This window comes from Streptomyces sp. NRRL F-5123 (assembly GCF_000721495.1).
GTDB lineage: Bacteria > Actinomycetota > Actinomycetes > Streptomycetales > Streptomycetaceae > Actinacidiphila.
Genome location: NZ_JOHY01000004.1, coordinates 1 through 12,467 on the forward strand (window position 1 = coordinate 1; position 12,467 = coordinate 12,467).

The 12,467-nt window shown below is 70.3% G+C and carries 15 protein-coding genes; 5 read left to right on the forward strand and 10 right to left on the reverse strand.

The window, feature by feature from the left end; translation table 11 throughout:
* Positions 1 to 251, reverse strand: a 251-nt coding sequence (locus IH54_RS0105010; protein ID WP_031513133.1) for a phage integrase N-terminal SAM-like domain-containing protein, incomplete at its 3' end; no start/stop codon positions are given.
* Between the two features lie 321 nt (positions 252 to 572).
* Entirely contained in the window at positions 573 to 1,007 is a 435-nt protein-coding gene (locus IH54_RS0105015; RefSeq protein ID WP_159011645.1) for a hypothetical protein, read from the reverse strand.
* Between the two features lie 779 nt (positions 1,008 to 1,786).
* On the opposite strand from IH54_RS0105015, the gene IH54_RS0105025 reads away from it, so the two are divergent.
* Positions 1,787 to 2,179: an SMI1/KNR4 family protein gene (locus tag IH54_RS0105025; RefSeq protein ID WP_031513137.1), complete on the forward strand. Its 393-nt coding sequence runs from the start codon at positions 1,787 to 1,789 to the stop codon at positions 2,177 to 2,179.
* A gap of 144 nt (positions 2,180 to 2,323) precedes the next feature.
* Here IH54_RS0105025 and IH54_RS0105030 read toward each other — a convergent pair whose 3' ends face one another.
* Entirely contained in the window at positions 2,324 to 3,031 is a 708-nt protein-coding gene (locus IH54_RS0105030) for a hypothetical protein (protein ID WP_234343372.1), read from the reverse strand.
* Between the two features lie 220 nt (positions 3,032 to 3,251).
* Here IH54_RS0105030 and IH54_RS47565 point away from each other — a divergent pair, with 220 nt between their 5' ends.
* Positions 3,252 to 3,374 carry a hypothetical protein gene (locus IH54_RS47565; RefSeq protein ID WP_267965166.1) on the forward strand — a complete coding sequence of 41 codons (123 nt, stop codon included), beginning with the start codon at positions 3,252 to 3,254 and terminating at the stop codon, positions 3,372 to 3,374.
* 72 nt (positions 3,375 to 3,446) lie between these two features.
* Positions 3,447 to 3,917 carry a hypothetical protein gene (locus tag IH54_RS0105040; protein WP_031513141.1) on the forward strand — a complete coding sequence of 157 codons (471 nt, stop codon included), beginning with the start codon at positions 3,447 to 3,449 and terminating at the stop codon, positions 3,915 to 3,917.
* Between the two features lie 370 nt (positions 3,918 to 4,287).
* Here the strand turns inward: IH54_RS0105040 and IH54_RS0105050 are convergent, their stop codons facing one another.
* The 6 genes from IH54_RS0105050 to IH54_RS0105070 form a co-directional block, all read right to left on the reverse strand.
* A complete protein-coding gene (locus IH54_RS0105050; protein WP_052397092.1) occupies positions 4,288 to 5,508 on the reverse strand; it encodes an MFS transporter in 1,221 nt (406 codons plus the stop codon).
* 220 nt (positions 5,509 to 5,728) lie between these two features.
* Positions 5,729 to 6,184 carry a hypothetical protein gene (locus tag IH54_RS47570; RefSeq protein WP_267965167.1) on the reverse strand — a complete coding sequence of 152 codons (456 nt, stop codon included), beginning with the start codon at positions 6,182 to 6,184 and terminating at the stop codon, positions 5,729 to 5,731.
* A complete protein-coding gene (locus tag IH54_RS47575; RefSeq protein WP_267965168.1) occupies positions 6,181 to 6,708 on the reverse strand; it encodes a nitrilase-related carbon-nitrogen hydrolase in 528 nt (175 codons plus the stop codon). Before IH54_RS47575 ends, IH54_RS47570 begins: the two co-directional genes overlap by 4 nt.
* Before the next feature lie 271 nt (positions 6,709 to 6,979).
* Positions 6,980 to 7,858 carry an AraC family transcriptional regulator gene (locus IH54_RS0105060; RefSeq protein ID WP_052397093.1) on the reverse strand — a complete coding sequence of 293 codons (879 nt, stop codon included), beginning with the start codon at positions 7,856 to 7,858 and terminating at the stop codon, positions 6,980 to 6,982.
* 22 nt (positions 7,859 to 7,880) lie between these two features.
* Positions 7,881 to 8,792: an MBL fold metallo-hydrolase gene (locus tag IH54_RS0105065; RefSeq protein WP_031513147.1), complete on the reverse strand. Its 912-nt coding sequence runs from the start codon at positions 8,790 to 8,792 to the stop codon at positions 7,881 to 7,883.
* A 205-nt stretch (positions 8,793 to 8,997) separates the two neighbouring features.
* Entirely contained in the window at positions 8,998 to 9,360 is a 363-nt protein-coding gene (locus IH54_RS0105070; RefSeq protein ID WP_031513148.1) for a hypothetical protein, read from the reverse strand.
* A gap of 324 nt (positions 9,361 to 9,684) precedes the next feature.
* Here IH54_RS0105070 and IH54_RS0105075 point away from each other — a divergent pair, with 324 nt between their 5' ends.
* Positions 9,685 to 10,074, forward strand: a complete 390-nt coding sequence (locus IH54_RS0105075) for a hypothetical protein (protein ID WP_031513150.1) — start codon at positions 9,685 to 9,687, stop codon at positions 10,072 to 10,074.
* A 237-nt stretch (positions 10,075 to 10,311) separates the two neighbouring features.
* On the opposite strand, the gene IH54_RS45295 is transcribed toward IH54_RS0105075, so the two are convergent.
* Positions 10,312 to 10,467, reverse strand: a complete 156-nt coding sequence (locus IH54_RS45295; RefSeq protein ID WP_159011647.1) for a hypothetical protein — start codon at positions 10,465 to 10,467, stop codon at positions 10,312 to 10,314.
* Between the two features lie 1,084 nt (positions 10,468 to 11,551).
* Here IH54_RS45295 and IH54_RS0105080 point away from each other — a divergent pair.
* The gene (locus IH54_RS0105080) at positions 11,552 to 12,151 is read left to right on the forward strand and encodes a hypothetical protein (RefSeq protein ID WP_031513152.1); all 600 of its coding nucleotides are present in this window, start codon (positions 11,552 to 11,554) and stop codon (positions 12,149 to 12,151) included.
* The last annotated feature ends 316 nt before the right edge of the window (positions 12,152 to 12,467 follow it).

The following is a 12,467-nucleotide window of genomic DNA, read 5'->3' on the forward strand; positions in this document are numbered from 1 at the left end:
ACCATCCAGGCCTGGAAGGCCTCGCAGTGCGCCCGGCTCACCTCGGCCGGGTCCTCCGCGGCGCGGTCCGCGTCCGGATCGGGGGAGTACTCCCCCAGGTACCGGCCCAGCTGGGCGGCGGCCAGCAGGTAGTTGTAGCGGGTCGTCTCCGGGTAGTTGCCCGCGCGCAGGCTGCGGTCCCAGTCGCGCAGGAAGCCCGACCAGGTCTTCGGCAGACCAGCGGTGATCTTGTCCAGGTCCAGCAGCGGCATGACGGAAATCCTCCGGGTCAAGGTGTCGACGAGCGGCATGCTCGACCTCGGAGCTGGAACACGGGCAGAACACTCCGCCCCTACACAAAGGGGCCGGGTGCACCCTTGGGCGCAGGCTCGGGGACACCCCCGGGACACCAGCCGTACCCGGCCCCGCAGACCCGCTCCGGGAACCGGCCGACAGCACACCCGAACCCCACCGGCGACCGTACGCCCGGCAGCCGTGCACTGCGCCCAACCCGCTGACCCGCACCAACCCCGCCCCGCGCCGCGCCCGTGTACTTCGCCGCGCCGCAAAGGGGGCTGCCCTGCCCGGCTCAACTACGGCTGGTACTTCGGCTGGAAGGGCCATACCGGATAGCCCTCGTAGCACGTGCCGTCCGGCTGGACGACCGGCGACTGCATCCCGGTGCGATAGACGGCGGTGAAGAGCACGACAGCAGCCACCGGCAGCAGCCACTGGACACACCGCACGGCAGGAACAGGGAGCGCGACAGCCCACACTGACAACTGGATCAACAGCATCGCCGCTGTCATCACCACCCAAACCACCGGCATCGTTCCCATCACGAGCCCGATGCCGTTGGACGCGGATACCCCGAGCGGACAGTCGGCCCAGGCCCGCTCGGTCAGCACGGTGCCGATGTACGTCCCCACGGCCGCGAACACCGGCGCGCGAGCCAGTAACTGCCAGGGCGGGAGAGTCACGCGCGGCTGCCGGCCGCTGCCGAAGGAACGGGGCGGCCAGAACGGCATCGGCGGCCACGCAGGCGGTGGCGGACAAGCCGGCGGCAGAAAGTCCACAGCCAGAACCACGCACACCCGGGCGAAAACGGTTCCACCCCGGCCACCGGAGAACGAGCCCACCGGTCCGCGGCCACCACCCCACCCGACACCACGCAGTCAGACGACCCAGGCCCCTTACCAGCAAAAAAACCGGACAACACCCCCAGCACTCCAGCGCGGGTCGCGGGCACATCCCGGCCCTGACCGATCCGCAGCAGCACCCCAACGCCGCTGCCACTCGTCGCCAACCTCGAATACCTACCTGTCCAGCGGCCCGAACCCCGCGATCCCAACCCACGGCTCGTGATGGCGTCCCGCCGAGTGGTGTAGCCGATCAAGCTGACGGAATCTCCAGGTCGTGGCCCGAATCGCTCTCACCGGAGGCCCTGTTGAGGCTCGCCGGGCCGGGACCGGCGCTGATCGCACGACGGCCGGTAGCCGCACGTGCCGGACGGGTCCGAAGTGGAGGCGACGGACCGTGATCGGCTACACCACGACGTGGGACACGACCCGGCTCGTCTCAGCAGTCGAGCACGCTTCGGCCCTGCTGGAGAAGAACTGGAACGCCGTCGTCCACAACCTGAGCACCCGCCGAACCTCCCGCCGCCGAAGACCGGGTCAACCACATCAAAATGATCAAACGCCAGATGTTCGGACGAGCCAAGCTCCCCCTACTCCGCAAACGTGTCCTCCTCACCGCGGCACAAGGCAGCCACCGTCACCCGCTCTGCCATTGATATAACCGCCTCATGAGTTCGCACGACGACCAGATCGCGCAGGTCGAGCACACCTTCAAAGTCCGGTTTCCCCAGGACTACCGGGACTTCCTGGGCACCACAGGGAGTCTGAGCCAGTTCGTTCCTCCCGCTGACGACTTCCTCATGGTCTACGCGCTGGACGAGCTCATCGGCATCAACGAGGCCGGTGAATTCCAGAAACGCTTCCCCGGCGCCCTCGTCATCGGAGGGGATGGAAGCCGCGAACTACTTGCCTACGACTTCCGCCAGAACACCCCGCCCCTGGTGACCCTCGACGTCTCCGCGGAAGACTGGTCATCAGCCATCCACCAGGCAGCGACCCTCTCCGCCCTGCTGGATCAGTTCCCCGAAACCGGGTGGAAATGGGACGACGCCGATCATTGAACACTCCCGTTCGGCTCGCGCCCGGGGTGCCGGCCGGCTCCGCCGCTGCGAGGCGTACGGCCTCTTCCAGGCGCGGAAGACTTCAGGCGGCAGAAAGCGAGGTAGTTACTTCTCGTCCACCGCCCCCGCGAAGGCGTCTTACTGTCATGGGCCGGCCTGGATCTCGACGCGATGGCGGAGGTAGTCGTCGGGGTGGTTCCGGGCGATCGCCACGGCTTGGTCCACGAGTTCGTGCAGCCCCGGGGGGTACGACGAATGCCGCAGGCGGAGCAGAGGGAGGATGCACCGGCGGACGTCCAGGTGCTCGTTGCGCACAAACTCACGCAAGGCCAGCTCGTTCCACTCGCGTGCGAGCGCGGAGGGATCGTCGGGCCCGGGAGCGCCTTCGGGCCCTTCGGCCACCACCCCCGGCATACGCAACGGCAGGGCCGACCAATACCAGGCGCGGGCGGCACCGGCCCGTTCCGGGTCCGGGCCGGTCGTCAGGACATCGAGGAGCGCCGCCCGCAGACGCCGCCGCCCAAAGGCGTTGAGCGCGGGTTCGACAAACCCCCGGTTGAAGCTCGGGTTCGGGTCCCGCACGGCCGCCGCGACCAGTACGTCGAAGGCCCCCGCGGGAAGGACCACGCCCCCACGGCACAGCTCGCGCAGCGCTCTCCGAGCCCCCAGTACCTGCGAGTTGCCATCCGGCGCGAGGGCGGAGTCGACATCGAGCCCGATCACCCGGACGACATCCGCCACGGAGCGAACGAACCCCGCGGTCCCGTCCTCGTCCGGCCCCGGCAGCGCCACGAACAACCGCGGACCACCGTCCCGCGGGCCACCCGCATCCTTACCGCCCACATCCGCCACGGCCCACCTCCCTTGTCTGCCAGCCTGCGTACCGGCGCCCTTCGGCGCAAAGCCCGCAGGCCTGCCGGAAGCCGGAGCACGGCCCAGGACACGCATGAACTGGCGTTCGAGGAAGCCGGCGAGGCCCCGTCCGATGACCCACACCGCGGCCTTGCCCGCTACGAGGGCCGACCGAGGACGGCCGGGCACCTGACCGACCGTGCAGAAAGGGATTTCGGCCATGTGCCTGCCCATCCAGCGTGCCGCCCGGACGGTGGCGGCCACCGGGGCCGCGCTGCTCGCACTCACCGGCCTCACGGCCGGCCCGGCCTCCGCGACCGTCTCCCACGCCGTGGTCAGCTAGGCCGCCCTGAACGGCGCCTTCTCGGCCTCCACGGGCAACGCAGCCCTCACCGACTCCGTCACGGGCTTCGCGATGCCCAGCTACTTCTCCACCAGCCCGGAATACACCGGCCAGACGCTCGCCAACGGCACCAACACCTCCTCCCCACCGCTCCCCCGGGGAGCAACCATCACCTCAGCCTCGCTGATGTGCGCGGTCTCGTACCCCTTCCACGGCACCCCCCAAGCCCTCCCCTGGCATCTCAACCTCACCCGACCGATTACTGCCGCAGGCCGGACCCCCGCCACCGCCAGCAGGCTCCGCATCTCGCTGTCCGGCCTGCCCGCGCCGCGCAGTCCGACCCTCACCGGAACATCGGCCACCACCGGCACGACGACCGGCGGCTACCACACCAACCCAGGCAGCCTGAAACTGGACCGCAGCGGCGATCTCCACACCTGGAACACCAACAACTGCGGCATCTCGTTCAACTCCGCCGACACGGCCGCACTCACCGGAAACTTCACCCTCAACCCGAACTCACTGACATTCACCACCTCCTGAACAACCCCCACACAGAAACCGGCCAACTCCGCAGCAGCAAAACCTCCCTCACCCCCAAATCACTCGATCCACCCGCCGTAGGACGTCGCACGGTTGTAGCCGGTGCGGTCCTCGGCCGCGACCGGCAGCGCCGCAACAGCCTGGTGACCGCCCGCCATGCGCGGGGAAAATTCATGCCCCAGAAGCTGTCCCGGCGAAACGGTTCCGCATGCGCAGGTCGTCGGGACATCACCGGGATCGCCCCCGTGGGCGAGCAGGTGCCGCGTACAGTCCGGTCCACGAAGGCGGAGCCGGAGCCGGCCGACGATGAGCACCCCGCCGAGAGATCGAGAACCGCGGCGGGACGTGCACAGCGATCGGCCGACTCGGGTCACCGCGAAGGGCGGGGCCCCGAAAACGACGAGACCAGCAGGTCCTCGGCCAGGAGGGCGGCGAGACCTGCCGCGGCCAGGCAAGCGCCGACCAGGGCGGCGCTGCGCGGGCCGTGGGCGTTCAGGAGTTGCCCGCCCAGTAGGGAGCCGGCGGCGATGCCCGCGTTGAAGGCTGCGGAACCGCCGGCGGAGGCGATGTCGACACTGCCCGGGGCGATGCGCAGAATCCGGCTGGTCAGAGCCGTGATCATGGCCGCCATGGCGAGCGACAGCAGAGCCACCGCCGCCACGGCGACGACGGCCCGGGATCCCGCGGCCGCCAGCAGCGCCAGGGCCGCGGTCACCAGCGCCACCGACCCGGTCATGGTGGCCCGGGCGCTACGGTCCGACAGAACCCCGGAAGCGGTCGTGCCGAGCAGGCCCGCCACTCCGCCCACGGCCAGTACCGCGCTGACGGAGTGCGGGGACATGCCGGAGACGCGGGTGAGGAAGACCGTGACGTACGTGTAGAACGCGAAGAAGCCGGCGATGACAACGGCGATCACCGACACAAGCAGGCCGAAACGCAGGCGGCTCGGCTCGGGCGCGGTGGCGGCCGGGTTGACCTCAACAGGCGCCGACGGCAGGAGGGCCACCACGGTGGACCCGGCGGCCAGGCCGAGGACGCCGGCCACCAGGAACGGGATCCGCCAGCCGGTCTGCTGCCCCAGCCACGTCCCCGCCGGCACGCCCGCCACCTGCGCCAGCGACGACCCGGTGAACAGAGCGGCCACCACCTTCGCCCGGACCCGCTCGGGGAACATCCCGGCGGCGGTCGCCGCGACCACCGACCATATGACCGCGTGGGTCAGCGCGATCACGACGCGCGCCGAGAACAGGAAGGCGTATCCGGGCGCGGCGGCGCACAGCAGGGTTCCTGTGGTGTAGACGCCCAGAGTGACGGCCAGCAGCCGCCGGCGGGGCACCCGCCGCGTCGCCGCGGTCAGCGGCACGGCAGCCGTGGTGACCACGAGCGAGTACCCCGTCACCAGCAGGCCCGCCGAGGACAGCGAAACGCCCAGCCCGTGCGCGATCTGCGGCAGCAGCCCCACCGGCAGACTCTCCACCGTGGTGCACACGAACAGCGCGACGGACAGCGCCGCCACCGCGATGACCGCCCGCGCACCGATGACGTCGACACGCGCCCCCGTCCCCGTCGCCCGGGTCACGTCGACCGTCATGACAAGTCCCCTCCATGCCGACGCAATCCGTACCGTGAGAGCTCACGCCGCCGTTCGCAGCCGCAGCCGCAGCCGCAGCCGCCGACCCTACCCGGTGCCTTCCGGAGGGTGCCTGAGTGGTCCCCGTGGGCGGTCGGGTGACTGCCCACGGTGGAGGCGCGAGCCGGAGCGCCATGGGGCCGGCGCCGGTTGGCGGGGGCCTGCCCCGCCGGCGGCGACATCACCTCCGAGCGGAGCCGCGGAACGGGCGACCTGCGGAGTCGACGCGGACGAAAGGCTCGCTCACCGTCGTGTCCGTCAGGGATCCGTACACGCTCGGGCGACGGAAGGCATTGGCCCCATGTCTCCATGCGGGCGGTAGTCGCGCAGAGCGCCGAGGTCGCACACCGCTGGGTAGACGCCGGGTAGACGCCGGGGAGTTCGCCTGCCTCGACGACGAGCGTGTCGTGGCAGTGCCCGTCGGCAAATGCGATCCCGTCGAACGCCGACGAGTGCCCGAAGCCGGGCCCGGCGTAGTTGGCCAGGGCGACGGCGGTAATGTCTCGTAGGCGCGCGCCCGCATCTGGGGAAGCCGGTTGGACTCCATCTCGCACGCGTTCGGGACCAGGACGACTTCCGCTCCGGCCGGCATCAGCGCACGGGCGCTCTCCGGAAACTCCCGGTCGTAGCAGATCATCGCGCCGATGCACACCGTGCCCGCGGCGGTGTCCAGTTCGCACCTGCCGAAGGGGTCCCCGGGGTGAGAAGGGCTTCCGGCAGGCCGAACGCGCACGTGTGCACCTTCGCCTGGTGCAGGACTGTCCGCCCGTGCCGGTCGATCAGCGAGACGGAGTTGCGCGGCGGCCCGTCCCACCGTTCGGGGTAGGTCAGCGCTGTCGCCATGTCCAGCTCCGCCAGCGCCTGGAAGTGGCGGACGAACGGTGAGTCCCGGTCGACCGACTCCCCCAGCCACACGGCTTCGGGCATGGGCACGGGGGGCAGCGCGGCACCGTCCCAGCGCTGCGGATGCCGGTACAGGCCGCCCCGCGATTCCTCGACAACGGCGGAGGCGTAGCTGTTGCTCCGCACCTCCGGGAACACCGCGATGTCGGCGCCCACCGCCCGGGCGCGGCGGCAAGCGGCCTCACCCACGGTGAGGCCGCCCTCAAGATCGGGACCGGCCGGGGCGAGCTGCAGCAGGGCAACGGTCGAAGTACGCACAGGGAACTCCTTCGTAGTGGCGACACGCGTAGCAGTCGGATGGACGGCGAACGGCATCGGCCACGGAGCAGCCCGGTCAGGTGTCTGACGTCAAGGCATGCCGTCACATCACCAGGAGGGGCAGCTACCCCGGCCAGGCCCACGGGCAGGGGGGCGTAGGAGGTGTGGCCCCTGGAAGGGCGGCGCCCCCTGCGCCCCTCGGGCGGACTTTCGTAGTCGTCCGGGCCGACGGTCACCCTCCGTCAGCCCCGACGACATCACGCTTCGAAGGTCAGTAGCGCTGGGTACTCGGCTTCTCATGCTGGTGGTCGGTGCGGTGCTGCTGCCGGTAACGGCCGGCTGAGATCCCGTACTCGCGTTTGAAAGCGTTGGCGAAGGCATAGGCGGAGCCGTAGCCGCTGCGCTGCGCGACCGTGGTCAGCGGGACGTCGGTCGTCTGGAGCAGGCGTGCCGCCATGGTGAGCCGCCACCACGTCAGATAGGTGAGCGGTGGCTGCCCCACCATGGCCGTGAACCTGCGGGCGAAGGCGGCACGGGACAGGCCCGCGTGCGCGCCCAGCGACTCCACGGTCCAGGGATCGGCGGGGCGTTCGTGCACGGCACGCAGTGATCGCGCGATCACCTCGTCGTCGAGGGCGACGCACCAGCCGGTGGTCCGCACTCCCGCACGTCCGATCAGGCAGGCCCGGATCAGGTGCACGAGGAGCACTTCGAGCAGCGCCGGCAGCACCACGTCCCTGCCGTGCATCTGTTCGCCCAGTTCGCTGAGCAACAGGTCGATCGACGCCTGGAGACCCGCGTAGCGTTCCGGCCTCGCCGGAAGACTCACCAGACCGGCGAGGTCCTGGAACAGCGGGTGCGGGCGGGCCCGCTCAAGCCGGTAGGCGCCGGACAAGAACCGGGCAGTGCTGTCGGTGGCGTTCACGAGCGTGTGCGCAGTCCCGTGCGGAAGCAGAACGGCGTCGCCCGGTTGCAAGGTGATGACCGCTCCGTCCGGTGCCGCTACCCGGATGCGTCCTGTGGTGCCCACGTAGAACCGGGCACCCTCGAAGGGCTGGACCTCCTTCTCCCGCGAGGGGTCCGCCGCCTCCAGCGACAGGGAGGGGCGCCCCACTCGCATGGTGCCGATCGCGTCGCTGAGCACGTCCATGGCCGAATCTTCCCTTACTGGGTCAGGCGTCCGAGAACGGCGCCCATCGCTTGATCGAGACGGCCCCGTTCGACCGCACGACTTCGGCGGCACCCGCTCCGCCCAGGTGCGCCGGCACGACCAGGCTGTTCGTCGCGGCTGCCCGCTCCAGGACGCGACGCCGGGACCGGGTGGCCTCGGTCTGGTCCTCGCTCAGGCAGGTGTCGTGATCGGGTTCGATCATCTGCAGTGGGGTGTGGACCAGGTCGCCGGCGAATACTGCTCGGTCGGTGCCGGACTCCAGCCACAGCACCGTCGAACCGGGCGTGTGACCGGGGGCCGGTTCCAGGACCAGGTCTTCGTCGATGCGGTGGCTGTCGCCCTCCCACAGCACCGTCTGACCGGCCTGATGAACGGGCAGGACGCTGTCGTTGAACGTGACCGCGGTGTCCGAGGCGGACTGGAACGCAGACTTCGGGACATGTCCGTTGGCGGGGTTCCAGAAGTCGAAGTCGGCCCGGCTGATCAGGTATCGCGCGTTGGGGAACGTCGGCACCCACTCGCCGTCGACCAGCCGGGTGTTCCACCCCACGTGGTCGTTGTGCAGGTGGGTGTTGACGACGAGATCCACGTCCTGCGGCCGCACCCCGGCCGCCGCCAGTCGATCGAGGAAATCGCCGTCGCGCTTGTCGAACACCTCGACTTCGCGTTGCTTGTCATTGCCGAGACCGGTATCGACCAGAATGGTGCGGCCCGCGCTCCGCAGCACCCAGGTCTGCACGTTCGCCTGCCACGCACCCGTCCTGGAGTTCAGGAAGTCGGGCGCGAGCCAGGATTCGTGCCGGCGCCACAGTTCGCCGGGCACGGACGGGAACAGGACATCGGTGGTGGCGAAAGCACCCTGCCACTCGACCACCCGCGAGACCTCGACATCACCGAGAATGATTTTCTTCACCCCGTCACCGTAGGAAGGGATGGTGAGACGCGAAATGCTCCGACGTCTCTCCTTGTTAAGACAGCGTCTCGCGGGAGTGCCCGTACGCCACCGGCGGCCGCGTGCGACCACCCTGGTGGTCCGTTCCTGCTGAAGTTGAACTCGTGACGTCGGTCGGATCGCGGCGGCGTCGCGGTCCGAGACCGCTGGAGACTGCCGACGGGATTCACGAAGGTGGCCGCAGCCAGCGCAGCGCCGAGGCCGGATTCACCTCGATGTCATCGCTCCATGAGCAGATCTCCAGCCATGAGAGGTAGCCGCCTCGCGCGAAGACCAGGACCTCGCCAGGGCACTCGCCAGTCTCGGTGAGGAGCTGTACGTCGGCAGCCACGACGGTGCCTGGGCCGGTCGGCGCGGGCTCCACCTTGTCGGTGCCGAGTTCGAAATAGGCGGTCCCGCACCCACACTCACAGCGCGATTGCACCCTGAGTTGGGGCATCTGCCGTCGGAGGGCGACGTGAACAGGCTCATCCGGGTCCAGGACGAGGTCAAGCACGTCGGCTACGTCATCGGGCAGGCTGTCAATCACGCCGCCACCGTAACTGACCAGCAGCTTTGCGCCCTGACCAATTCTGGGGCGGATAACCAAAGGCAGTCGGGACGCCCACAGGTCCAGGGTTGAGTCGGTACCCGCGAGGCAGCAGTCCGCGCCCGACACCCGCACGGAACGGGCACCGGCCGCCGGGCACCGCCGCGGCGTGGGGGCAGCCGGGTCGGCTCCTTTTTGTGGGAGGGAGGGGGAATCGGACGTTCCCCGACGTCGAACCGGCCAAGTCCGTGTTTCCCGCCTGAGATTCTCCGGCCCACCGCTGTCGTCATGATGAACGGTCGACCGAACGAGAAGGAGTGGCACATGGCACCCAAGATGTACCGGGCGCGCGTCGGGGTCCTCGCGGCAGCACTGGGGATCGTGCTCACCGGGGTCACGTCCGCGGCAGCGGCCGCCCAGCCCACCTCGCACGCCGGCCCGGCCCTGTCGGCCCGGGTCTCGCCGGCGGCCCTACCCTGCTGGACCTCGTTCAACCCTACGGCCCCGCACGGCGGAGCGCTGGACCAGTATTTCGTGAACTGCAACAGCTACCCGGTAACGGTGTGCCCGGCCCTCGAAACCAGCTCAGGTACTACCGTCTGGGCAAGTTCGGCGGTGAGTCTGACGGCTTACGGAGCTGGCTCCGACACCGCGTCCTGGCACTACGACTCAACCGTCCAGAGCGGCCAGTACACGACCGTGTACTGCTACTAGGCCTCGGCGGGCCCTGCTCGTCAGACCGTGCTGCACGGTGCGCGCGACAGGCACATCGGCCGGGGTATCAGCGGCGCCGCCGATACCCCGGCCACCACACCGGCGACCACGCGGCCCGGTCGCGCCGCTTCTTCTCCTTCGGGGCGCCCTGCGCGAGCTCTCCGACACGGCGCTGCAGCACCTAGAGCCAGGAACCGGCTGAAGGCCGTCGCCCGCCCACCGTCGGCCCGGGCTACTTCAGGCGGATCTGCGCGACGTCCTCGATCCGGCTGCTGTCACCAGGGCCGGAGCCGGCTTGGCGGCCAGCACGACCAGGTCGTCAACGATCCCCCCGTCCACGAGGTGTTGCCGCACCCCGTAGGCGGCACTGGCGTGGCCGCTGCTGGCGGCCATGCCAGTCGCCGGGGCCGCGTGCAGCCGTGCACTGCGGCAGATCCGTGTACGGCAACGACTCGGTGGCCATCAGGGAGATGCCGTCACGGGCCGGGCACGGTGCGTTGCCCGGTGCGGGGTGGGGGTAGCGGGCGAGGTAGATGCGGGGGCACGAATCCGACCGGAACGACCACGCTCCCGGCCCTACCAGCACATCGGACACGGGCACGTACCCCTGCCGGGTACAGCTCCCCCAGCCGGTCGCTCATCACGTCGACAGCCATGCCCAACCCCTCTGTTCGGATCAGATGTCTTCCCCGACGACGTCGGCCAGGGCCTCCAGCCGCCGCCTGCGCTCTGCCCGGCGCAGGACCTCTCCCCGGCCGGCGATCGGAACCGAGGGTGCCGTCCGCGTCCTGGAGGTGATGCTCCAGCATCTCCAGCGCGGCCGTCCGGACAGCCTCGAACTCCGGGGCGCCGTACGCCGCCATGAGCAGGCCGACCTCTTCGGCGCCCGCTCCGGCCGGTGCGCCGCATCCTTCCAGGGCGGTGGCGTGCGTGCAGCTGCACGCACGCCACCGCGGCGTCCCGGTCTCGGCCGGGCCCGCCGTCCCGCGTATGCGTGCGGTGCCGGCGACCGCAGTGGCCACCAGCACCACCGTCCGGGTCCGCAGCGGCTCGCGGAGCACGTCCGCAGTGGTGCCGGTGTGCCACAGCATCAGTTGGCCGGCGGCGGAGACGGCGTACTCCCACGTCGTCGCCGGGGCACGGTGGCTACCTGCGCACTCGCTCACGGCACCTCCCTGCCAGGCGGCCCCGCCCGATGAACGACCGATCCGCCCGGTTCACCGCCCGGGGCCACCGGTCGTGGTGACGCACGCGCGCGTCTCCCGCTGGGCCATCCCGTCCGTGCCCGGTCTGCCGACCCGACCGGCCGCTGAACACCACTGCGTAGGCCCCCTGCGGGCCGTAGTGTGATCACTCACCTTGCCGGCTCCCACGTGGAGGAGCACATGCACGCACGCCGTGGTCCGCGGCCGCCTGGTCGTGACAGCCGCGCCCGATCCGGATCGAGCACCCGGGCCGAGCAGTTACCGGAGGCGCGATGACCGACATCAGCCAATGGGGCCACTGGCGCCCCCACTTCCGCTCCGGCGAGGCATCGGAGCGCATCAGGGCCTGGTATCGGCGCGTGCCCTGCCCCCGCTGCGGCTCTCCTGCCGACCGGTCCTGCCGCACGGCAGCCGGTCACCCGACCGAACACCACCTCGCGAGGCGCAACGCCGCCGGCGATCCGCCGTATGAGGAATGGAGGAAGGACGGGCTGCTGCCGCCCGCCCGGAAAGTTCTCCCGCCGATCCTCACCGAGAGCAGAGCAGCACAGGGCCAGTACACAATCGACCGCCCGTTGGGCGACGCCGTAGCGATGACCTCCCATGTCATAACCAACTGGCTCGGCATCGCCCTGGGTGACGAAGCCGCCCTCGACCAGTTCGATCAGACAGCCCTGGACCTGGTCCTCGCCCGTGGTCCCGAAGGGACGGCCGAGGTCATGACCGTCCTGGCCGTTCAGCTGGCCGCCACCATCAGCGCGCTCGCCGGTCCGGGCTCCGACCCGGGAGAATACCTTGCCACCCTCATCCACACCCAGGTCGAACTGTCCCGCCAGCGGCAACGCATCCAAAGGACGATCCCTCCCGAGTAGACGAGCCGCGGCGGGCGTACCGGGCGGCGTGGGCGAGGTCTCCGGCGGCTCAGCCGACCAGCTCACCAACCTCGCCGCCCAGGGAGGCGACTGGGCAGGCGCGGCGCCGGCAGTCCCGGCGACCGCCGCCCCGGCCCGGGGCGGCCGGCCCCTGACCGCTCCCGGGCCATCGTCACGGCCGCAGTTCCCGCGCCTGCGGGTCGAAGCATTTGAGGCCCATCGACGAAGCAACCCCCGCCGCGTAGGAAGATGCCTCCGCGGCCGTGCTCCAGCGCAGGGGGAAGTAGATCAGCGGCCCCCGGGGCTTCCCTGATCA

Coding starts and splice junctions, on each gene's coding strand:
- IH54_RS0105015 (WP_159011645.1), bottom strand. CDS start 1,007: ATGCCGTTCTGGCCGCCCCGTTCCTTCGGCAGCGGCCGGCAGCCGCGC.
- IH54_RS0105025 (WP_031513137.1), top strand. CDS start 1,787: ATGAGTTCGCACGACGACCAGATCGCGCAGGTCGAGCACACCTTCAAA.
- IH54_RS47565 (WP_267965166.1), top strand. CDS start 3,252: ATGTGCCTGCCCATCCAGCGTGCCGCCCGGACGGTGGCGGCCACCGGG.
- IH54_RS0105040 (WP_031513141.1), top strand. CDS start 3,447: ATGCCCAGCTACTTCTCCACCAGCCCGGAATACACCGGCCAGACGCTC.
- IH54_RS0105050 (WP_052397092.1), bottom strand. CDS start 5,508: ATGACGGTCGACGTGACCCGGGCGACGGGGACGGGGGCGCGTGTCGAC.
- IH54_RS47570 (WP_267965167.1), bottom strand. CDS start 6,184: ATGATCTGCTACGACCGGGAGTTTCCGGAGAGCGCCCGTGCGCTGATG.
- IH54_RS0105060 (WP_052397093.1), bottom strand. CDS start 7,858: ATGGACGTGCTCAGCGACGCGATCGGCACCATGCGAGTGGGGCGCCCC.
- IH54_RS0105075 (WP_031513150.1), top strand. CDS start 9,685: ATGGCACCCAAGATGTACCGGGCGCGCGTCGGGGTCCTCGCGGCAGCA.
- IH54_RS45295 (WP_159011647.1), bottom strand. CDS start 10,467: ATGGCCGCCAGCAGCGGCCACGCCAGTGCCGCCTACGGGGTGCGGCAA.
- IH54_RS0105080 (WP_031513152.1), top strand. CDS start 11,552: ATGACCGACATCAGCCAATGGGGCCACTGGCGCCCCCACTTCCGCTCC.